The 18,760-nt window shown below is 65.6% G+C and carries 21 protein-coding genes and 3 tRNA genes; all 24 read right to left on the reverse strand.

Annotation, left to right across the window (positions count from 1 at the left end; genetic code table 11):
- Positions 1-155 precede the first annotated feature (155 nt).
- The 24 genes from ABG80_RS09120 to ABG80_RS09235 all read right to left on the reverse strand — a co-directional run bounded on the left by ABG80_RS09120 (position 156) and on the right by ABG80_RS09235 (position 18,760).
- Positions 156-662 carry a peroxiredoxin gene (locus ABG80_RS09120; RefSeq protein ID WP_058087449.1) on the reverse strand — a complete coding sequence of 169 codons (507 nt, stop codon included), beginning with the start codon at positions 660-662 and terminating at the stop codon, positions 156-158.
- Between the two features lie 145 nt (positions 663-807).
- Complete coding sequence (gene rpsQ, locus ABG80_RS09125; protein WP_058087403.1) at positions 808-1,077, reverse strand: 30S ribosomal protein S17; 270 nt, start codon at positions 1,075-1,077, stop codon at positions 808-810.
- Entirely contained in the window at positions 1,074-1,277 is a 204-nt protein-coding gene (rpmC, locus tag ABG80_RS09130) for a 50S ribosomal protein L29 (protein ID WP_058087450.1), read from the reverse strand. The genes rpsQ and rpmC overlap by 4 nt, the downstream gene beginning before the upstream one ends.
- A 21-nt stretch (positions 1,278-1,298) precedes the next feature.
- Positions 1,299-1,715 (reverse strand): 50S ribosomal protein L16, encoded by a 417-nt coding sequence (gene rplP, locus ABG80_RS09135; protein ID WP_058087404.1) that lies wholly within the window; start codon positions 1,713-1,715, stop codon positions 1,299-1,301.
- 2 nt (positions 1,716-1,717) lie between these two features.
- The gene (rpsC, locus tag ABG80_RS09140) at positions 1,718-2,572 is read right to left on the reverse strand and encodes a 30S ribosomal protein S3 (protein WP_058087405.1); all 855 of its coding nucleotides are present in this window, start codon (positions 2,570-2,572) and stop codon (positions 1,718-1,720) included.
- Between the two features lie 13 nt (positions 2,573-2,585).
- Positions 2,586-2,915: a 50S ribosomal protein L22 gene (rplV, locus tag ABG80_RS09145; RefSeq protein ID WP_058087406.1), complete on the reverse strand. Its 330-nt coding sequence runs from the start codon at positions 2,913-2,915 to the stop codon at positions 2,586-2,588.
- Positions 2,916-2,927: 12 nt separating this feature from the next.
- The gene (gene rpsS / locus ABG80_RS09150) at positions 2,928-3,203 is read right to left on the reverse strand and encodes a 30S ribosomal protein S19 (RefSeq protein ID WP_058087407.1); all 276 of its coding nucleotides are present in this window, start codon (positions 3,201-3,203) and stop codon (positions 2,928-2,930) included.
- A gap of 13 nt (positions 3,204-3,216) precedes the next feature.
- Entirely contained in the window at positions 3,217-4,041 is an 825-nt protein-coding gene (rplB, locus tag ABG80_RS09155) for a 50S ribosomal protein L2 (RefSeq protein ID WP_058087408.1), read from the reverse strand.
- Positions 4,042-4,043: 2 nt separating this feature from the next.
- Positions 4,044-4,358 (reverse strand): 50S ribosomal protein L23, encoded by a 315-nt coding sequence (rplW, locus tag ABG80_RS09160; RefSeq protein ID WP_058087409.1) that lies wholly within the window; start codon positions 4,356-4,358, stop codon positions 4,044-4,046.
- Complete coding sequence (gene rplD / locus ABG80_RS09165) at positions 4,355-4,978, reverse strand: 50S ribosomal protein L4 (RefSeq protein ID WP_058087410.1); 624 nt, start codon at positions 4,976-4,978, stop codon at positions 4,355-4,357. Before rplD ends, rplW begins: the two co-directional genes overlap by 4 nt.
- Positions 4,978-5,652, reverse strand: a complete 675-nt coding sequence (rplC, locus tag ABG80_RS09170) for a 50S ribosomal protein L3 (protein ID WP_058087411.1) — start codon at positions 5,650-5,652, stop codon at positions 4,978-4,980. The genes rplD and rplC overlap by 1 nt, the downstream gene beginning before the upstream one ends.
- 291 nt (positions 5,653-5,943) lie before the next feature.
- Positions 5,944-6,255: a 30S ribosomal protein S10 gene (gene rpsJ, locus ABG80_RS09175; RefSeq protein WP_058087412.1), complete on the reverse strand. Its 312-nt coding sequence runs from the start codon at positions 6,253-6,255 to the stop codon at positions 5,944-5,946.
- A 79-nt stretch (positions 6,256-6,334) separates the two neighbouring features.
- On the reverse strand, positions 6,335-7,525 hold the full coding sequence (gene tuf / locus ABG80_RS09180) for an elongation factor Tu (protein WP_058087413.1): 1,191 nt from the start codon (positions 7,523-7,525) through the stop codon (positions 6,335-6,337).
- Positions 7,526-7,577: 52 nt separating this feature from the next.
- Positions 7,578-7,652 (reverse strand) — tRNA-Thr (locus tag ABG80_RS09185).
- A gap of 119 nt (positions 7,653-7,771) precedes the next feature.
- A tRNA-Gly gene (locus ABG80_RS09190) sits at positions 7,772-7,845 on the reverse strand.
- An 81-nt stretch (positions 7,846-7,926) separates the two neighbouring features.
- Positions 7,927-8,012: transfer RNA gene (locus ABG80_RS09195), tRNA-Tyr, on the reverse strand.
- 114 nt (positions 8,013-8,126) lie between these two features.
- A complete protein-coding gene (locus ABG80_RS09200; protein ID WP_058087414.1) occupies positions 8,127-9,194 on the reverse strand; it encodes an acyltransferase family protein in 1,068 nt (355 codons plus the stop codon).
- Positions 9,195-9,230: 36 nt separating this feature from the next.
- Positions 9,231-10,652: a murein biosynthesis integral membrane protein MurJ gene (gene murJ, locus ABG80_RS09205; RefSeq protein ID WP_058087415.1), complete on the reverse strand. Its 1,422-nt coding sequence runs from the start codon at positions 10,650-10,652 to the stop codon at positions 9,231-9,233.
- A gap of 15 nt (positions 10,653-10,667) precedes the next feature.
- Positions 10,668-11,495 (reverse strand): acyltransferase, encoded by an 828-nt coding sequence (locus ABG80_RS09210; protein ID WP_058087416.1) that lies wholly within the window; start codon positions 11,493-11,495, stop codon positions 10,668-10,670.
- Positions 11,492-12,901, reverse strand: coding sequence for an O-antigen ligase family protein (locus tag ABG80_RS09215; protein WP_058087417.1), 1,410 nt, complete (start codon positions 12,899-12,901; stop codon positions 11,492-11,494). The genes ABG80_RS09210 and ABG80_RS09215 overlap by 4 nt, the downstream gene beginning before the upstream one ends.
- Positions 12,901-14,133: a glycosyltransferase family 4 protein gene (locus ABG80_RS09220; RefSeq protein WP_200964290.1), complete on the reverse strand. Its 1,233-nt coding sequence runs from the start codon at positions 14,131-14,133 to the stop codon at positions 12,901-12,903. The genes ABG80_RS09215 and ABG80_RS09220 overlap by 1 nt, the downstream gene beginning before the upstream one ends.
- A complete protein-coding gene (locus tag ABG80_RS09225) occupies positions 14,130-15,536 on the reverse strand; it encodes a beta-galactosidase (protein WP_058087418.1) in 1,407 nt (468 codons plus the stop codon). Before ABG80_RS09225 ends, ABG80_RS09220 begins: the two co-directional genes overlap by 4 nt.
- On the reverse strand, positions 15,533-16,780 hold the full coding sequence (locus tag ABG80_RS09230; protein ID WP_200964291.1) for a glycosyltransferase: 1,248 nt from the start codon (positions 16,778-16,780) through the stop codon (positions 15,533-15,535). The genes ABG80_RS09225 and ABG80_RS09230 overlap by 4 nt, the downstream gene beginning before the upstream one ends.
- A gap of 3 nt (positions 16,781-16,783) precedes the next feature.
- Entirely contained in the window at positions 16,784-18,760 is a 1,977-nt protein-coding gene (locus ABG80_RS09235; protein ID WP_058087419.1) for a GumC family protein, read from the reverse strand.

The raw sequence follows: 18,760 nt of genomic DNA on the forward strand, positions 1-18,760 counted from the left end.
ACGCTGGAGGTGCGCGCTCCGGGCATCGGGCTCCGGGCGCAGGCCATGGCCAGCCCCGACTCCAGCCGAGCACGGCAAGCGCCCAAGAAAAAGCCGGGCGCGAAGGCCCGGCTTGCACCGTCAACAGGCGCGAAGCGCGCCATGACAGGGAGGGATCAGCCCTGCACCTGCTTGAGCAGGGTCTCGGCGTCGCTGACCGCGAAGCCGCCGCCCTTTTCGTCGTTGAGCTGCGTGACCACGCCATCCTTGACCAGCATCGAATAGCGGCCCGAGCGCAGGCCCAGGCCTTTCTCGCTCAGGTCCAGCGTCAGGCCCGTGGCCTTGGCGAACGCCGCGCTGCCGTCCGCCATCATGCGCACCTTGCCTGCGGCCTTGAGCTCGCGACCCCACGCGCCCATCACGAAGGCGTCGTTGACCGACACGCACCAGATTTCGTCGACACCCGCGGCCTTGAACTGCTCGAACAGATCGATGTAGCCGGGGGCGTGCTTGGCTGAACACGTGGGCGTGAACGCGCCAGGCAGGCCGAAGATGGCCACGGTCTTGCCTGCGGTGTTCTTTTCGATGTCAAAGGGATTGGGGCCCAGGCTGCAACCCTCACCTTCCACTTCGATGTACTCGAACAGCGTGCCTGCGGGCAGCTTGTCTCCAACCTTGATCATGCGGAACTCCTCTTGTGCGATGTGCGTCAAGCGTGGCCGGGCGCGATGAACAGATCAAGCGCCCATGAAAAAACCGGCGCCAGTATGACTGGACGCCGGTTTTTGAGGGTGAGCGGCGGGTTTGACCCCGCCTTCACCGAGGCGATCAGACGCCTTGTGCCTTCTCGACCAGGCGGGTCACGACCCAGTTCTTGGTCTTGGACAGAGGGCGGCTTTCGCTGATCTCGACCACGTCGCCGACCTTGAACTCGTTGTTCTCGTCGTGAGCGTGGTACTTGTTCGACTTGGCCACGATCTTGCCGTAGAGCTCGTGCTTGACACGGCGCTCGACCAGCACGGTCACGGTCTTGGCGCGGGCGTCAGAGACGACCTTGCCGACCAGGCTGCGAACCACTTTGGTTTGAGCTTGCGTCATTTGGCGGCTCCTTGCTTCTTCTCGGCCAGGATGGTCTTGGCGCGAGCGATGTCACGGCGAGTCTTCTTCAGGCTCGAGTGATCGTTCAGTTGCTGGGTGGCACGCTGCATGCGCAGGTTGAAGTGCGACTTCAGCAAGTCCTTGATTTCGGTTTCCAGTGCGGCCACATCTTTGGCGCGCAGTTCAGAGGCTTTCGCCATTTCTTTCTCCTTGCGCGTCAATCAGATGCCGAACTGGCGGCCAACGAAGGTCGTGCTCAGCGGCAGCTTTGCAGCAGCCAGCGTGAACGCTTCGCGAGCGAGCTCTTCGGGCACACCCTGGATCTCGTACAGCACCTTGCCGGGCTGGATTTCGGCGACGTAGTACTCCACGCCACCCTTACCGTTACCCATGCGGACCTCGGCAGGCTTCTTGGAGATCGGCTTGTCGGGGAAGATGCGGATGAAGATGCGACCGCCGCGCTTGACGTGACGCGAGATGGCACGACGAGCAGCTTCGATCTGGCGAGCCGTCAGACGGCCGCGCTCGGTGGCCTTCAGGCCGAAATCGCCGAAGGACACATCGGCGCCACGGGTGGCGACACCCGTGTTGCGGCCTTTGTGTTCCTTGCGGAACTTGCGACGATTAGGTTGCAACATGTTTATTCTCCTTTCGCTTCGGCAGCCGGAGCAGCCTTGCGAACGCGCTTGGCGTCAGCGGCGACGGCAGGCTTGTCGCTGCCATCAGCCGGAGCGCCGTCGGCACGCGGGGCACCACGGCCAGGACCACGGGGACCACGGCGGTCACCAGGGCGGTCGCTGCGGGGGCCACGGCGGTTGCGGCGGTCGTCTTGGCTGTCGTCGCCCTTGAGCACAGGGGCTTCGCCATTGGCCAGGCGGTCACCACGGTAGACCCACACCTTCACACCGATCACACCGTAGGTGGTGTGGGCTTCGGAGAAGCCGTAGTCGATGTCGGCGCGCAGGGTGTGCAGGGGCACACGGCCTTCGCGGTACCACTCGGTGCGAGCGATTTCGATGCCGTTCAGACGGCCGGCAGACATGATCTTGATGCCCTGAGCGCCCAGGCGCATGGCGTTCTGCATCGCGCGCTTCATGGCGCGGCGGAACATGATGCGCTTTTCCAGCTGCTGCGTGATCGAGTCGGCGATCAGTTGAGCATCGACTTCAGGCTTGCGCACTTCTTCGATGTTCACCGAGACCGGCACGTTCAGGCGCTTGGCCAGTTCGAGCTTCAGGTTTTCGATGTCTTCGCCCTTCTTGCCGATCACCACGCCCGGACGAGCCGAGAAGATGGTGATGCGTGCGCTCTTGGCGGGACGCTCGATCAAGATGCGCGACACGGCCGCGTTCTTGAGCTTCTTTTTCAGGAATTCGCGGACTTCCAGGTCTTCAGCCAGCATCGAGGCGAAGTTGCGATTGGTGGCGTACCAACGCGATGCCCAGTTGCGGGTGACGGCCAGGCGGAAGCCGGTTGGGTGGATTTTTTGTCCCATGATCAGCCTCTGCTTAGTTGCCCACGGTCACATAGATGTGGCAGGTCGGCTTGCTGATGCGGTTGCCACGGCCCTTGGCGCGGGCAGTGAAACGCTTCAGCGTGGGACCTTGTTCCACATAAATGGTCTTGACCTTCAGTTCGTCGATGTCAGCGCCGTCATTGTGCTCGGCGTTGGCGATCGCAGATTCCAGTGCCTTCTTGACGATGCCGGCAGCCTTCTTCTGGGTGAACTCGAGGATGTTGAGGGCCTGATCGACCTTCTTGCCACGGATGAGATCGGCCACCAGTCGACCCTTGTCGACCGACAGGCGAACGCCGCGAACGATTGCTTTCGTTTCCATCGCAGCTGCTCCTTATTTCTTGGCTTTCTTGTCGCCTGGGTGACCCTTGAACGTGCGGGTCAGGGCGAACTCGCCGAGCTTGTGGCCAACCATCTGGTCCTGGATGTACACGGGCACGTGCTGCTTGCCGTTGTGCACAGCAATGGTCAGGCCGATGAACTCAGGCAGGATGGTCGAACGACGCGACCAGGTCTTGACGGGCTTCTTGTCCTTGGTGGACACAGCCTTTTCAACCTTGGCCAGCAGGTGGTGATCCACGAAGGGACCCTTTTTCAGAGAACGAGCCATTTCAGCCTACCCCTTACTTTTTGCGACGCGAGACGATGAACGTCTGCGTGCGCTTGTTGTTGCGGGTGCGGTAGCCCTTCGTCATGGTGTTCCATGGCGAGACAGGCACCTGACCTTCGCCGGTGCGGCCTTCGCCACCACCGTGCGGGTGGTCAACCGGGTTCATGGCGACGCCACGCACGGTCGGGCGGATGCCCTTCCAGCGGATGGCGCCGGCCTTGCCGTATTGACGCAGGCTGTGCTCTTCGTTGCTCACTTCACCCAGGGTGGCGCGGCATTCGATGTGGATGCGACGGACTTCACCGGAGCGCAGGCGAACCTGAGCGTAGGTGCCTTCGCGGGCCATCAGGACAGCGGAGGTGCCAGCCGAACGAGCGATCTGACCGCCCTTGCCAGGCAGCAGCTCGATGTTGTGGATGGTCGAACCCACGGGGATGTTGCGGATGGGCAGCGTGTTGCCAGCCTTGATCGGCGCTTCCGAGCCGCTCAGGATGGTGGCGCCGACTTCCAGGCCACGGGGAGCAATGATGTAGCGACGCTCGCCGTCGGCATAGCACACCAGGGCGATGTGAGCCGTGCGGTTCGGGTCGTACTGGATGTTCTCGACCTTCGCCGGGATGCCATCCTTGTTGCGCACGAAGTCCACCACGCGGTAGTGGTGCTTGTGACCACCGCCCTTGTGGCGAATCGTGATGTGACCGTTGTTGTTGCGGCCAGCGTTTTGCTTTTGCGGCTCAAGCAGCGAAGCCTCAGGCTTGCCCTTGTGCAGGTGCTTGTGCACCACCTTCACCACGCCACGGCGGCCGGGCGAGGTCGGTTTGACTTTGACGACAGCCATGATTACGCGGCCTCCCCGGAGAAGTTCAGCTCTTGACCGGCCTTCAGGCTCACATAAGCCTTCTTGGCGTGGTCACGACGGCCGATGCGGCCACCGAAACGCTTGGTCTTGCCCTTCTGGTTCAGGACTTGCACCGACTTGACTTCGACCTTGAACAGCAGCTCAACAGCGGCCTTGATCTCGGGCTTGGTGGCGTCGCGCAGCACCTTGAACAGCACTTGGCCGCGTTCTTCAGCAGCGGCGGTGGCCTTTTCCGAAATGATCGGAGCGACCAGCACCTGCATCAGGCGGTTTTCATCGAATTTCAGAGTGCTCATGCGAACATCTCCTGCAGCTTTTCGATCGCACCCTTGGTGACCACGACCTTCTTGTAGAAGACCAGGGACAGGGGATCGGCGTAACGGGGTTCGACAACCAGCACGTTGGGCAGGTTGCGCGAAGCCAGGAACAGGTTGTCGTCGACGTTGTCGGCGATGACCAGGACGTGGTCCAGGTTCATGGCCTTCAGCTTGGCGGCGAGCAGCTTGGTCTTGGGGGCTTCGACGGTCAGCGAATCGACCACAGCGATGCGGCCTTCACGGGCCAGCTGCGAGAAGATGGCGGCCATGCCGGCGCGGTACATCTTCTTGTTGACCTTCTGGGTGAAGTTCTCGTCGGGGCTGTTCGGGAAGATGCGACCACCGCCACGCCACAGAGGCGACGAGGACATACCGGCGCGAGCGCGGCCGGTGCCCTTTTGGCGCCAAGGCTTCTTGGTGGTGTGCTTGACCTGTTCGCGGTCCTTCTGGGCGCGGGTGCCTTGACGGGCATTGGCCTGGTAGGCGACGACGACCTGATGGATCAGGGCTTCGTTGTATTCGCGGCCGAACACGGTGTCGGATGCTTCAACCTTGGAAGCAGCCTGACCTTGCTCATTGAGCAGTTCGAGCTGTGCCATCAGTTGGCTCCTTTCTTGACCTTGACCTTGACGGCCGGGCGCACGGTGACAAAGCCACCCTTGGCACCAGGAACCGCGCCCTTGACCAGCAGCAGTTGACGGGCTTCGTCAACGCGCACGACGTCGAGGTTTTGCGTGGTCACGGTCTCGTCACCTTGGTGACCGGACATCTTCTTGCCAGGGAACACGCGACCAGGGTCCTGGGCCATCGAGATGGAGCCGGGGACATTGTGCGAACGCGAGTTACCGTGCGAAGCGCGCTGCGAACCGAAGTTGTGGCGCTTGATGGTGCCCATGAAGCCCTTGCCGATCGAAGTGCCTTGCACGTCGACCATCTGGCCGGCCTGGAACAGAGCGGCGGGGGCGATGGTGGTGCCGGCCTTGTATTCGGCTGCGACTTCCGCGGGGACGCGGAATTCCTTGACGAACTCACCAGCTTCGACGCCTGCCTTGGCCAGGTGACCGGCTTCAGGCTTGGTCACGCGCGATGCCTTGCGGGCACCGAACACGACTTGCAGGGCGACGTAGCCGTCGTTCTCAACGGTTTTGACCTGGGACACGCGGTTGTTGGACACGTCGAGCACCGTCACGGGCACGGCGTCGCCGTCGTCCGTGTAGATGCGCATCATGCCCACCTTGCGGCCCAGCAATCCGAGGCGATTGCTAAGACTCATATTTTTCTCCAACTCCACAACGATGCGTGGAGCCTTTTACAAAAACCCGACATCGATTGGCCGGGCCCGGAAATCCCATCCATGCACTGCGCGCAAACACCGGATGAACCAATGCAGACACGCAGCCCATTTCAGGAAAGCCCACGACTGTAGCAAATGCTTAAAAAAAGCGCAAGTGCCTCAGCCTGCCGATGGCGGGGAATGAGGGGGAATGAAAAAGCCGCACCGGGAAGGTGCGGCTTTCTGGGGAGTCGGCGCCGACGTGACCGCCGGCATCCGGACTCAGCTGCATCACTGCAGCTTGATTTCGACGTCCACGCCAGCGGGCAGGTCCAGCTTCATCAGGGCGTCGACCGTCTTGTCGGTCGGGTCGACGATGTCCATCAGGCGCTGGTGGGTGCGGATCTCGAACTGGTCACGCGACGTCTTGTTGACGTGCGGCGAGCGCAGGATGTTGAAACGCTGCAGGCGGGTGGGCAGGGGCACGGGGCCCTTGACGATGGCACCGGTGCGCTTGGCGGTTTCGACGATTTCAGCCGACGATTGGTCGATCAGCTTGTAGTCGAACGCCTTCAGGCGGATGCGGATCTTTTGTTGTGCCATGACGGCTCCTAAGCAATAAAGAACAAGCTCGCGACCGACCTGAAACCAAGCCAGGCTGATCGCGAGAACACGTCATGGATCAGTCGAGGATCTTGGCCACGACGCCGGCGCCGACGGTGCGACCGCCTTCACGGATGGCGAAGCGCAGGCCTTCTTCCATGGCGATGGGGGCGATCAGCTTGACGGTGATCGACACGTTGTCGCCAGGCATGACCATTTCCTTGTCGGCCGGCAGCTCGATCGAGCCGGTCACGTCGGTCGTGCGGAAGTAGAACTGAGGACGGTAGTTGTTGAAGAACGGCGTGTGACGGCCGCCTTCGTCCTTGCTCAGAACGTAGATCTCACCGGTGAAGTGCGTGTGCGGCTTGATCGAGCCGGGCTTGCACAGCACTTGGCCGCGCTGCACGTCTTCGCGCTTGGTGCCGCGCAGCAGGATGCCCACGTTGTCGCCAGCTTGACCTTGGTCCAGCAGCTTGCGGAACATTTCCACGCCGGTGCAAGTGGTCTTCTGGGTGGCAGCGATGCCGACGATTTCGATTTCTTCGCCAACCTTGATCACGCCGCGTTCGATGCGGCCGGTCACCACGGTGCCGCGACCCGAGATCGAGAACACGTCTTCCACGGGCATCAGGAAGGTGCCGTCCACAGCGCGCTCAGGCGTGGGGATGTAGGTGTCCAGGGCTTCGGCCAGGCGCATGATGGCTTGCTCGCCCAGATCGCCCGTGTCGCCTTCCAGTGCCAGCTTGGCCGAACCCTTGATGATCGGGGTGTCGTCGCCAGGGAAGTCGTACTTGGACAGCAGTTCGCGCACTTCCATTTCGACCAGCTCCAGCAGCTCGGCGTCGTCCACCATGTCGGCCTTGTTCAGGAAGACGATGATGTAAGGCACGCCCACTTGGCGGCTCAGCAGGATGTGTTCACGGGTCTGGGGCATCGGGCCGTCAGCGGCCGAGCACACCAGGATCGCGCCGTCCATCTGGGCAGCGCCGGTGATCATGTTCTTGACGTAGTCGGCGTGGCCGGGGCAGTCAACGTGAGCGTAGTGGCGATTGGCCGTTTCGTACTCGACGTGAGCGGTGTTGATGGTGATGCCGCGGGCCTTTTCTTCAGGCGCTGCGTCGATCTGGTCGTAAGCCTTGGCTTCGCCGCCGAACTTCTTGGACAGAACGGTTGCGATGGCAGCCGTCAGGGTGGTCTTGCCGTGGTCAACGTGACCGATGGTGCCGACGTTCACGTGCGGCTTGGTCCGCTCGAACTTACCTTTTGCCATGTTTGTCGCTCCTAGCGATCCTGAAATAGGAAGAGAAGGGAAAGGGGGGGTGTGGTGCCCATGGGCAGGATCGAACTGCCGACCTCCCCCTTACCAAGGGGGTGCTCTACCACTGAGCCACATGGGCATCGACACGGGTATGGGATCGGGTGATGAACCCAAACCCGTGTCGACCTGACACAGCCTCCGCCATTCCGGCGAAGACCGCGATGGTATCACGTTGACGATGACAGAACCTTGACCACTTGGAGCGGGAGACGGGAATCGAACCCGCGTCATTAGCTTGGAAGGCTAAGGTTCTACCATTGAACTACTCCCGCTCGGGAGTCATTCCGCTGCCCGCACACGCCGCACATGCATGCTGCATGGCGCCCTGATGCGTTCAGCAAAGCAGGTTTGCCTGGTGGAGGAGGCTGGATTCGAACCAGCGTAGGCGTAAGCCAACAGATTTACAGTCTGCCCCCTTTAGCCACTCGGGCACCCCTCCAAGGCAAGCCCTAGACTTTAGCACAGCCGATCAAGCATTCGCAAGCATCGTGGCGAAAAATCACGCTGAGGCTGCGGCACCACGGAAACAGCCGCGGCCTCCTGCAGTTTGTGCTCAGGACACCACAGGCGTGGCTGCGGCAGTGTGGTGTGTGCGGCGCAAGGCCGGGGCTTCGACCAGGTGCCATGAAGCCCAGGCCATGGCGGCAATCAGCACCGCCGCCAACAGGGCCACGGGCCAGGGCGCGAGCTCGAACGCACCCAGGCTCACCAGGGCCTGGATGATCGGGAAGTGCCAAAGGTAGATGCCGTAAGACAGGTCGTATCGCAGCTCGAACAAAGACTGCGGGCGCACGCCAACGGCGAGCCAGCTCACGAACGCCGCCAGGCAGCATGGCACCAGCACGTCGGGCCAATCGGCGCCTGCGGTGCGGGGCCCGTCCAACCAGGTCAGGCAGATCAAGGCCAACATGCCTCCCAGGCCCCACGCCCTGCCCCAGCGGGCCACGCGCTCGCGCTCACACCAGGCCCAGGCACCGGCCAGGAAGTACATGAGCTGCCCCGGCATCTGCTTGGCAATTTCGTGACCGACTGGGCGCCCCGTCTGCACAGCCCAATCGGTGAAGAAGGTCCACCAGCAAGCTGACAGCACATAGCCGGCCAACAAGACCGGCGTGGCACCCCAACGCCTGACAGCGCCCATGAAGAGGGGCACCACGGCGTAGAACATCAGCTCGACCTTGATCGTCCAGAGTGCGCCGTTGACGGCCCCGGGCACAGGGTTGTCGGCGAACACACCAGGCAGGCCCGGCTGCAGAAAGTTCAGGAAGGTGAGGTTGGCAGCAAGGTGGCGCCACCAAGCGGGCGCGCTGAAATAGGCCTGCCAACCGTGCGTGGACAGCAGCACGCCCCCCACTGCACAGAACAGCACGACCACCACGTAAGCAGGCACGATGCGGCGCAACCGGCGCTCAAGGTAAGACCGCCAGCCGGGGCGCAGCCCCCAGCTCATGCTCACGAGGTAGCCGCTGAGCACGAAAAAGACCGGCAGGCCGAACTGCAAAGGCATCCAGCCCAGCCAACGCTCGAAGGTGGGCAGGCGCGTGAGGTCGATGAGGTGCAGCATGGCCACCGCAGCGGCAGCGGCCAGGCGCAGGACATCGAAGTGGTTGGCGCGTTTCATCTTGGCTTCAACTGCAGCAACGGGCTCGATTCGCCATCAACGTCCCCGTGACTGCCGCCAGGGGCGCAACACGGCGGCCACCAGGCCCAGGCAAAGCAGGCCGGCGGCGGTGGCTGCGGCCAAACGGAGTGCGGGCTCGGCAGGCAGGCTGCCCAGGCTGAGCCCGCCGGCTGCGAGCGGCAAGGCCGACACGAGCACGAGGCGCACCAGGTCCACGCGCGGCCACAGGCCGTTGTGGTGCAGCAGCATGGCGCCCGTCACCGCCACACCGATGAGGGTCGCGGCCGCCAGGCCCATCAGGCCAAAGGCCCAAGCCAGCAAAGGCATGGCGATGGCCTGCGCCAAGCTGCCAGCCAGGTCGCAGGCAAAGGGCAAGCGGGTGTCTCCGGCGGCGTGGCAATAGCGCGCCAGCAAAGCGTTCCAGCCGGCGATGACCAGGGCCACGGCGTACCAGCCCAGCAACGGGGCCAAGCGGTCGGTGCCGGTCACACCGGGAAACAACAAGGCCACCAGCGCAGGCGCCGACATCAGCAGGCCGAGCGCCGCCGGGGTGGTGATGAGGGTGCTGGCAGCGAGCCCCTGGCGTAGCAAAGGCTCACGGTCTGCGGCCTGACCTCGGCTCATCAGACCCAGCAGCACCTGGCTGACCGCCGTGAGCGCGACCAGCGGCAGGTTGGCGAGCTTGCGCGCCAGGTTCAGCAAGGTGATGACGCCATCGCCCAGGTAGGACGCGACCACGCGCTCGAGCAGGGCCACGCCCTGCCCGGTCAGGGCGCTGCCCAGCAGCGGCGCCACCTGCTTGCCCATCTGACGCATGAGCGCACCCGACCAGCGCAACTCGCGCCAGGGCAGGCCCAAACGGCGCACGCCGGGCAGCAGGATCAGGGCGCTGAACACCGCGCCACCCACGAAGCTCCAGGCCACGGCGGTTTCGGTGCAGTCGCGCCCGAGCCAGGCCAGGCAGGCAACTGCGGGCAGGTTGTAAGCCAGCGAAGCGAAGCCTGGCAGCAGGTAGCGCCCGTCGGCGTGCAGGGGCACCGACCAAGCGGCCTGCAGGATGAAGGCGGGCAGGCTCCAGGCCAGCACCGCCAGGGCCTGTTCGGCCGCCACCAGATGGGCAGCGTCCATGCCCGGACCGATGAAGCGCAGCAGGCCTTCGCGCGCCAGCCAGCAAAGCAACGCCAGCACCACGCCCACGCCGGCCATGCCGATGGTGAAGCGCGACAGCTGAGCCGGCCGCTCGTGTGCGGGCAAAGCCTGCCACCAGGCCATGGCCGCCGACGACAGCAGGCCGCCGCCCAGCATCATGCGGATGGCTTCGGGCAGGAACAAAGCCACGAGGAAGGCGTCGGTGCGCGCGCCCGCGCCCCAGTTGTGCACCAGCAGCCACTCTCGACCCAGGCCCGCAGCCAGACCGGCCACGGTGACCAGGGTGAGGGCGCCAGACGCTCCGAGCATGCTCAGGCCGCCCGCTCAGTGCAGGAAGGCGAACAGGCTGCGCCCGCCGACCTTGTAGTTGAGGTTGCGCACGCGCTGGCCCACGGGCTTGGCGCTGAAGCCGGCCACGATGGTGTAGGGCTCGACCTTCTTGCTCACGGTGGTGTTGGCCGAGACCACGGCGCCTTCACCAATGTGCGAGCCCGGCAGCACGATGGCGCGCGAAGTCACCCAGGCCCAGTCGTCGATGCGCACGGGCGCGGACACCGACCAGAACTCGGGCGCCTCCAGGTCGTGCCCGCCCGCCACGATGAGCACGTGAGAGGCGATGGTGACGTGGTTGCCAATGGTCAGGCCCGAGCGCGCGTCGATCTGGCAATGCCAGCCGATGCAGGAGTCATCGCCGATGGTCAGGCTCTCGACGCCGATGACCTCGGTGTTGCGCCAGATGGACGAGCCCTTGCCGATCTTGGCGCCGCCCAGGCGCAGCCAATTCACGCGCAAGGTGTGGCTGGGGATCTTGTTGATGAGGATGTTGTAGACCTGTTCCCAGACGCGCCGCATGCGGTCGACCAGGGTCGGCCAATTCTTGCCGTAAAGAGGCAGCTTGCGCCCGGGGACCTCGTCGAACAGCGCAACGAACAGCCGGCGCGCCAGCGGCTCGGTGATGCGCTGGCGGATGTCCAGGCTGGCGATGTGGACCATCACGTCGTCCGGGCCTTTGCCCTGGCTCTCGAAGACGACGTTGTTGGCCAGGCACCAGTCGTAAGCGGTCTGCAGCTCCGGCTCGGCGACACCCAAGCGCGCGGCGTACTCGCCCAGCCGTTGGCGGACGTTGTTGCTGTGATAGATGCGGTGTTTCATGGTCGGATCGGATGTGAGGACGACGATGACAAGGCGGCGTCGGGCGTGCGGGCGTAATGCAAGCCCAAGGCGAACACCAGCCAGAACAGGGCGATGAGCACCTGCGTGAAGCTGAAGTAGTGGTCGATGAAACCGGTGGACAGCGCCGCAAGCACCGTGCCCACGGTGGCGATGCGCATGGCGTTGCTGCGGTCCACGCGCTCGAAGCGGCCGGGCATGCGCACCTCACGCCACCAGGCGCGCGTGGCCAGGATGAACAGCACCATGCCCGGCAGGCCCAGCTTGAACCAGTAGTTGAGCCACAGGTTGGAGATGCCGTAGACGTCCTTCTCGGGAGACGAGGCGGGCGTGTCGGCCTTGAAGCCCAGGCCCAGCGGGTAGCGCAAGGCGTTTTCGGGGAAGCGCTTGTACTCTTCGAAGCGCACGCCGGTGCTGACGTCGTTGCTGGAGAACAGCGAGGCAAAGCGCTTCTGGGCGGGTGGGTAGGTGGCCACGAAGACGGCCGCCAGCACACCTGCGATGGCCAGGCCGCGCAAGGCATAGGGCGTGCGCTTGAAGGCCAGCCAGATCACGATCACGCCCATGGCCACCAGGGCGCCGCGAGAGCCGCAGAACACGATGCCCGCCAACGAGGTGACGGCCACGAACCAGCCCAGCGCCCGACGCCAGCCCACGTTGGCCACGCCGTAGAACAGGCCCAACGGGGCGGCCAGCAGCATGGCGCCGCCAGTGGAGTTGGGGTGCACCCAGGGCGAGGCCATGCGGCCCGGGTCGGCGCCGAAGATGTCGGCGATGACCTCGGGGTGGGCGTACTGCAGCTTGGTCAGGAACGGCACCATCAGGCGCGCGTCGCGGCCTGCGAAGAAGAACCCCAGCGAGATGCAGGCCAGCAGCGCGAAGCCCAGCAGCAGGCACAGGATGACCTGTTCGCGCTCGCGCGGCGTGGGCGCGAGGATGGGCAACAAAGCGATGGGCGAGACGTTGAGCAGGTAGCGCACCCAGTTGACCGGGCCGATGCCATCGCCTTCGGGGATGAACTGCCCCACGATCAGCGGAACCACGGTCCAGCCCAGGAACAGGGCCACCAGCCGCTCGGTGGGACCAAAGTGGATGCCCGGCAACGTGCCAGTGAGCCAGTGCCAGAACACACCGAGCCAGGTCAGCGCCAGCAGCGCTTCGGAGGTGGTGATGCGCACGCCCAGCGAGATCGTCATCCAGGGCAGGGCGGGCGCCAACAGGCAAAACAGCAGGAAGCCGCGCTTGGGTTGGCTGACCACGAAGAGCAGGGACGCCAGCGCCACCAGGGCGATGCCGGTCAGCACCGGGGTGGTCAGCACCATCAAGGCAGCGAACAGCGCCCCCAGGGTGACCGGAAGGAGCAGCGAGGCGCGAGCGCCCTGGTGCATCAGTGCACCCCGCTGGCAGATCGATCGCCAGTCAGCACCGAGGCGTAGACGCCTTCGAGCTGTGCGGCCACCGCAGACCAGTCGAACTCTGCCTGCACCAGCGCCCGAGCGGCGTTGCCCATGGCCCGGGCGGCATCAGGGTGGTCCAGCGCCTGGATCAGGGCCTGGGCCATGGCCTCGGGCGTGTCTGCGATGCGGGCGTGGCGTCCGTCGATGATGGGCAGGCCCGACAGGCCTTCGCGCGTGGAGACCACCGGCAGGCCCGCGGCCATGGCCTCGAGCACCTTGAGCTTGGAGCCACCGCCAAAGCGCAGCGGCGCCATGAACACGGCGCTGTGGGACTGCACCTCGGTCAGGTCGGGCACGTAGCCACGCCACTCGATGCGCTCATCAGGGAAGCGCTTGGCCCAGGCTTGCGGCATGCCATGGCCGCAGATTCGAAAACGCACATCGGGCGCCAGGGCCCACACCTTCGGGGCGATGTCGGTCAGGGCCCACTCGACGGCATCGACGTTGGGCGCGTACTCGTAGTTGCCCAGAAAGAGCACGGTGCGCGAGGCCGCGTCGTGCCGCACGGCAGCGAAAGCGTGCGTGTCCACGCCATTGCTGACCACGTGGGTGGGCCGGCCATTGCCTATCACACCGAGTTGCCCGGCGTCCGCGTCCGTGACCGCGACGATGGCGCTGGCTTGGGCCAACACGTGGCGCTCCCAGCGTCGGGCGCGGCGCTGGTCCCAGGCGGCCAGGCCTCGCAGCCACGCCGGCCACTTGCCATAGGTGGCCGAACCCAGCGCCGACTCGACGTTGTGTTCGGTGATGACGAAGCGCTGGCGGTGGCGGCGCAAGGCCTGCTCGAAGGGCTGAAAGCCGTAGCTGTGTTCGACCTGCACGATGTCCCACTTCTGCTCGGCCAGCAAGCGCTCGAAGCGCGCGCTCAAGGCCGGCGCGTGGCCGTTGATGGTGGTCAGCAAGGGCTGGCGCGACATGGCCGCCCGCCACAAGGTGGCAGGGTGCTTGAGCGGGCGACGCGGCAGCACGATGACCTCTTCGGCCAGCGCGCCCAGCACGCGGCGCGTGGCCTCGTCGGCCGGCGTCTTGGACTGGATGAGCAGCGTGAGGCGGTGGCCGCGCGCCGCCATCTCGCGGATGAGGTTGAACTGCCGGGACTTGCCGCCACTGGTCACGGGCCAGGGCAGGTAGGGCAGGGTCCAGAGGATGCGCAGGGACTTCACGGCTTCCCCGAGGTTGTCGCAGCGGCCTGCACCAGGATCTGCAGGCCCGGCTCCAGGGTCAGGCGCAGCTTGCCCTGGTTGGGCTCGATGGGGGTTTGCCGGCCCGAGACGGGGTGGTGCAGCACCGCGCCCTTGCCTTGAGCGGCGATGCGCACCTCGGCCTTCTTCTCGGCCCAGGCCATCCACAGGCGCGAGCCATCTGGGCGGCGCCAGCCGATGCTGACCAGGCCCTCTGGGGCATCGCCCTTGACGGCCTCCACGGCCGGCGGCGTGTCGGGCTCCAGGCGGGGGCCACAGACCTGCAGGAAGCGCTTGAGCGCGTGGAACACGGGCTTGGGCTCGCCGTTCAGGCGCAGCAGGCCGTAGTGCTGGTCGCGCTCGGACGCGCGCGAGTCCAGGTCCGACAAGGTGAACAGAAAGACCTTGTCGTAATCGAGCGCGGCCATCAGGGCCAGGCGCTTGAGCGTGAAGTCGGCCTGGCCGTCTTCGCCGACGATGGGCTGCTCTTCCACCGGGCCCTTGTAGCTCGACCAGCCCCATTCGGTGGCCCAGATCTGCTTGACGCCAGCCGAGCGCAGCCACTGGTGAGCGGGCACCACGCGCTTGACGAAGTCGCGGGCGTCGGCGTCGGAGCCCTCCGCCTTCGTGGTGTACGGGTGGTAGGCCACGGTGACGTCGAGGTTGAAGGCGCCCAGGCGGCCGAGCTTTTCGATCATCAACCCGCTGCCGTCGCCCATCTCGCTGAAGTAGGCCATGCCGGCCATGGCGATGGGCTTGCCCGGCACGGTGGCGCGCAGGCCCTGGACCGAGGCCAGCAGCATGCGACCGTAGCCTTCGGGGTCGGGCTTGGGGGCCCAGAAGCCCAGGATGTTGGGCTCGTTCCAGACCTGCCAGACGTTGACCTGCGGGTAGCGCTTGGCCACCTGCATCAGGCGCTGCGCGTACAGGCGTGGATCGCGCGGCGGGAACTTGTCGAAGTAGCGCTCGTACTGGTTGCCCGTTTCGACCGACGAGGCAAAGCGCGGCGTGCCCACCATGTAGACGATGCTCTTGAGTCCGCTGCCTTCGACGAGCTTCATCATGCGGTCGATGGGGGCGAGGTCGAACTGCCCCTCTTTGGGCTCGAGCAGCATCCAGTGCAAGCCCAGGCGCACCCAATTCAGGCCCAGCTCTTTCATGCGCTGCACCTGGTGCGCCGCCACCTCGGGCGGGAACCACTGCAGCTGGGCGTTCAAGCCCAGGAAGTCCTGCCAGACCACGGTGCGCGCCGGCTTGAGCACCTGCTCGGGCAGTTTCTGCCAGGGCCAGGCAGCCCAGCCTGCGGCCGAAGCGGTCAGGGTCGCGAGGGCGCCGCCGGCCTGCAACAAGGCGCGGCGATCCAGCCCTGCGCCGCCGTCGCTCACGCCTGCCCCCGGTTGGCCACGGGCAAGCCGGCACGGGCCCGCGCCTTGCCTCGACGCTGAACGACCTGCTGGAAGTGCCCGGCAAAGGCGTGACCGGTGCAGTCCCACTGACGGGCCTCTGCGACGCGGCCGGCGGCCTTCGTCCAGTCGATCAATTTGCTGGGGTCGACCAGCAAGCCATGCAGGGCCTGGGCGAGCTGCCCGACCTGGCCTTGCTTGTAGGCCAGGCCATTGCCGTGCGAGATCTCTTCGGCAAAGGAGCGGGCGTCGGAGGTGATGACCGCGCGTCCGCAGCCAATGGCCCAGGCCAGCGCACCACTGGTGCCACGCATCTGCCCGAGCAGCGAGAGCTTGCGCGACTCGCGGTATGGCAGCACCACCAGGTGATGGCGCTGGATGAGTGCCGGGATGTCGGGCTCTTCGACGTCGAGCTCCCAGTCCACATGCCCGGAGATGCCGCGGTCGGCCACGCGCTGGCGCAGCTCGTCGAGGTAGCTGCGACCGCCGCCGAAGGTCATCTCGGGCGCCGTGCCCCCGGCGATCGTCAGGCGGATGCGGCCGGCGTGTTCCGGGTGCTGCTTGACCACCTGACCCACCGCGTCGACCAAGTCTTCGATGCCCTTGCCGCTGTAGATGTAGCCAAAGTAGAGCACCCGCAGCACGGTGTCATCGGGCAGCGGCGCCACCGGCAGGCTGAGCACGCCATGGGGGATGACGCTGACGCGCTCGGGCACCAGGCGCATGCGCTTGCTCAGGGCCTGCGCCCCGGTGCGGGTGAGCGTGACCAGCCCATCGAGGCGCTTGGCCAGGCGGCGCTCGCACATCAGCGTGTGCGGGTCGACCAGCACGGCGGTGAGTTTGCTGAACCAGCTGGGCAGCACGCGCGAGCCATCGAGCGCACGCCACCAGCGCGCCACCGGACGCCACACCAGGCGCTCCGGGTCGTGCGCGGTGGCCGACAGCGCAGGCCTGTCACGCAATTCGGACAAGGCCGCCAGCACAAAAAACTCACCATGGCGCCCACCACCCAGCTCGGCGTGAACGACGTCCACGCGAGACCAGTCGCGCTCGGACACCCAGCGGCGCGCGGCCTGCAAGGACTCGATGGGCTGCTGGCCTTGCAGGGGCGTCAGCACCTCGATGCCGGCGCCATTGGCTGCGCGGCGCCAGTTCGCGGCGTAATCGGCAATGCCCGTTCGCTCAGGCGGCAAGGGCGACAAAAGGACGACTCGGATGCCACGCATGGGTCAACGCTGCCAGAAGCGCATCACCGAGGCCGGGACCTCGTACTGACGGCGGTTGAGGATGACGCCGTCGACACGGCGGAAGGCGGTGCGCAGCATGCCCAGGGCGTTCTCCACCACGGGCACGACGCTGGTGCGGGCCTCGACGACCAGCACGTTGAGGTCGGCGTGGCGCAGGCGAACGAAGGCAGACTGGCTGCTCAGCAGGTTCGAGCCGTTCATCAGCACCACCTCGCCAGGCGACACGCGGGCGTCTTCGGGGTTGACGCGCACCGTCAGCCCCAGGGCTTGCAGCTGCATCACCATGTGCACAATCAAAAAGCTCACGCCCTCGCCCTTGCGCGACGAGGCCAGGCCCACGATCAGGCCCTTGTCTCGGATGCGGTCCATCGGCAAGGTGCCCACGATGCGCAGCAAGCTGGCGTAGAACTCGTTGTCTTCTTCGCCCGGTTTGACGTCTTTGACGGTGCCCCACAGCGGCACGCCAAAGCGCGCTTCGATGCGGCCGCCATCGTGGATGCGCTGGTCGAGCATGGCGCTGATGTAGACGGTCAACAGGCCGACCATGGCGCCCGCGGGCAAGGCCAGGAACAGCATCAGCAGGCTCTTGGGGCTGGAGCGGCTGGGGCTGAACGACGCAGCCTGGATGACGGCGATGTTGTTGATGCGGCTGTCGTCCAAGGCCTGGTCGATGCGGGCCTTTTCAAGGCTGTCGAGGTAGAGCAGGCGAGACTTCTCGGCCACCTGCAAAGCTTGTTCGAGGCGGGCGAGTTCGGGCTCCTGGCTGAGCACGCGGGCGCGCGCCTTGCCCAAGGTTTCAAGCTCGCGCTCGATGGATGCCGTGATCGAGCGCAGCTCTTGCAGGCGCAGCGATTTTTCAAGCTGGTTGCGCTCGAGCAGCACGCCCAACTCGTTGGGTGTGCGCTTCTCGGCGCGCTGGGTGTTGCGCTCTTCGGCCTTGAGCTGGGCTTCGACCGCCGCGATGCTTTCGTTGATGGCCTGCAGCGCCGGTGCGCCCTCCTTGTACACGCGCAGCGCGTCGGTGCGCTGGCGCTTGAGTTCGGCCAACTGGGCGCTCATGGCGATCCAGGAAGGGCTCAGCCCCACCTCGCGCTCGGCCACCACCTCGCGTTTCATGCGGCCGGCCTGGCTGGTGGCAAAAGCCACGCCGTGTTCGATGGCACTTTTCTCGGACTGGGCCTCGGCCTGGCGGTCGCGCAGCTCGTTGATGCGCTTGGTCAGCGCGGTCAGGCGTTCTTCGGCGCTGACGCCGTCGATGGCGGCCAGGCGCGTGCGCATCTGCTCTTTCAGCGACTCGATCTGCTGGTCGGCGCCGCGCACCTTGCCGTCGTAGAAGGGCACCAGGCTCTTGCGGCCGAGCACGTTGGTGCGCTCATCGGTGTAGACCTTGATCCAGGTCTGCATGATGCGCTGCGCGGTCAGCGGGTCGTCCCAGGTGAAGCTCAGCTCCATCACGTTGGAGCCGATGCCGTGGCTGACCTTGAACTTGCTGGCGAGCTTGGTGGCCAGGCGATCTTCGGGGCTCTGTGCCTCGCTCAGGCCCAGCGCCACGGTCACCCAGCGAATGCCATCGATGACGGCCTGCACGCCCTTCTTGAGCGCGATCTTGACCTGCGCCTTCCAACCCTCGGGTGCCGGCATGGCGGCCACCTCGGCCAGGTACAGGCGCGCCACCTGGTTGACCACCGGGTCACCCGTGAGCATCTTCTCGTCGTCGACGATCGGGTCGCGCTGCGTGGCGTAGGGCGTGTAGGCCTGGCGCTCGCCCACGTCCAGCGGCACCGTCACGTTCTCGCGGCCGGCGCGCACCAGCAGGCGCGCCTCGGAGGTGTAGCTGGGCGGCCAGAAGAAGGCCCCGGCCACGATGAGCAGCGCGGTCACGGCCATCGCCACCACGAAGTTGCGGCGGAAGATGTAGTAGAGGCGGACGATGTCGCGCGAGGAACGGATGTCGATCAT

This window comes from Aquabacterium parvum (assembly GCF_001447195.1).
Lineage (GTDB): Bacteria > Pseudomonadota > Gammaproteobacteria > Burkholderiales > Burkholderiaceae_C > Aquabacterium > Aquabacterium parvum.

Bases quoted from the DNA above. Each gene is read 5' to 3' on its own strand.
- ABG80_RS09120 (WP_058087449.1), bottom strand. From the start codon at position 662: ATGATCAAGGTTGGAGACAAGCTGCCCGCAGGCACGCTGTTCGAGTAC.
- rpsQ (WP_058087403.1), bottom strand. From the start codon at position 1,077: ATGACGCAAGCTCAAACCAAAGTGGTTCGCAGCCTGGTCGGCAAGGTC.
- rpmC (WP_058087450.1), bottom strand. From the start codon at position 1,277: ATGGCGAAAGCCTCTGAACTGCGCGCCAAAGATGTGGCCGCACTGGAA.
- rplP (WP_058087404.1), bottom strand. From the start codon at position 1,715: ATGTTGCAACCTAATCGTCGCAAGTTCCGCAAGGAACACAAAGGCCGC.
- rpsC (WP_058087405.1), bottom strand. From the start codon at position 2,572: ATGGGACAAAAAATCCACCCAACCGGCTTCCGCCTGGCCGTCACCCGC.
- rplV (WP_058087406.1), bottom strand. From the start codon at position 2,915: ATGGAAACGAAAGCAATCGTTCGCGGCGTTCGCCTGTCGGTCGACAAG.
- rpsS (WP_058087407.1), bottom strand. From the start codon at position 3,203: ATGGCTCGTTCTCTGAAAAAGGGTCCCTTCGTGGATCACCACCTGCTG.
- rplB (WP_058087408.1), bottom strand. From the start codon at position 4,041: ATGGCTGTCGTCAAAGTCAAACCGACCTCGCCCGGCCGCCGTGGCGTG.
- rplW (WP_058087409.1), bottom strand. From the start codon at position 4,358: ATGAGCACTCTGAAATTCGATGAAAACCGCCTGATGCAGGTGCTGGTC.
- rplD (WP_058087410.1), bottom strand. From the start codon at position 4,978: ATGGCACAGCTCGAACTGCTCAATGAGCAAGGTCAGGCTGCTTCCAAG.
- rplC (WP_058087411.1), bottom strand. From the start codon at position 5,652: ATGAGTCTTAGCAATCGCCTCGGATTGCTGGGCCGCAAGGTGGGCATG.
- rpsJ (WP_058087412.1), bottom strand. From the start codon at position 6,255: ATGGCACAACAAAAGATCCGCATCCGCCTGAAGGCGTTCGACTACAAG.
- tuf (WP_058087413.1), bottom strand. From the start codon at position 7,525: ATGGCAAAAGGTAAGTTCGAGCGGACCAAGCCGCACGTGAACGTCGGC.
- ABG80_RS09200 (WP_058087414.1), bottom strand. From the start codon at position 9,194: ATGAAACGCGCCAACCACTTCGATGTCCTGCGCCTGGCCGCTGCCGCT.
- murJ (WP_058087415.1), bottom strand. From the start codon at position 10,652: ATGCTCGGAGCGTCTGGCGCCCTCACCCTGGTCACCGTGGCCGGTCTG.
- ABG80_RS09210 (WP_058087416.1), bottom strand. From the start codon at position 11,495: ATGAAACACCGCATCTATCACAGCAACAACGTCCGCCAACGGCTGGGC.
- ABG80_RS09215 (WP_058087417.1), bottom strand. From the start codon at position 12,901: ATGCACCAGGGCGCTCGCGCCTCGCTGCTCCTTCCGGTCACCCTGGGG.
- ABG80_RS09230 (WP_200964291.1), bottom strand. From the start codon at position 16,780: ATGCGTGGCATCCGAGTCGTCCTTTTGTCGCCCTTGCCGCCTGAGCGA.
- ABG80_RS09235 (WP_058087419.1), bottom strand. From the start codon at position 18,760: ATGATCGACATCCGTTCCTCGCGCGACATCGTCCGCCTCTACTACATC.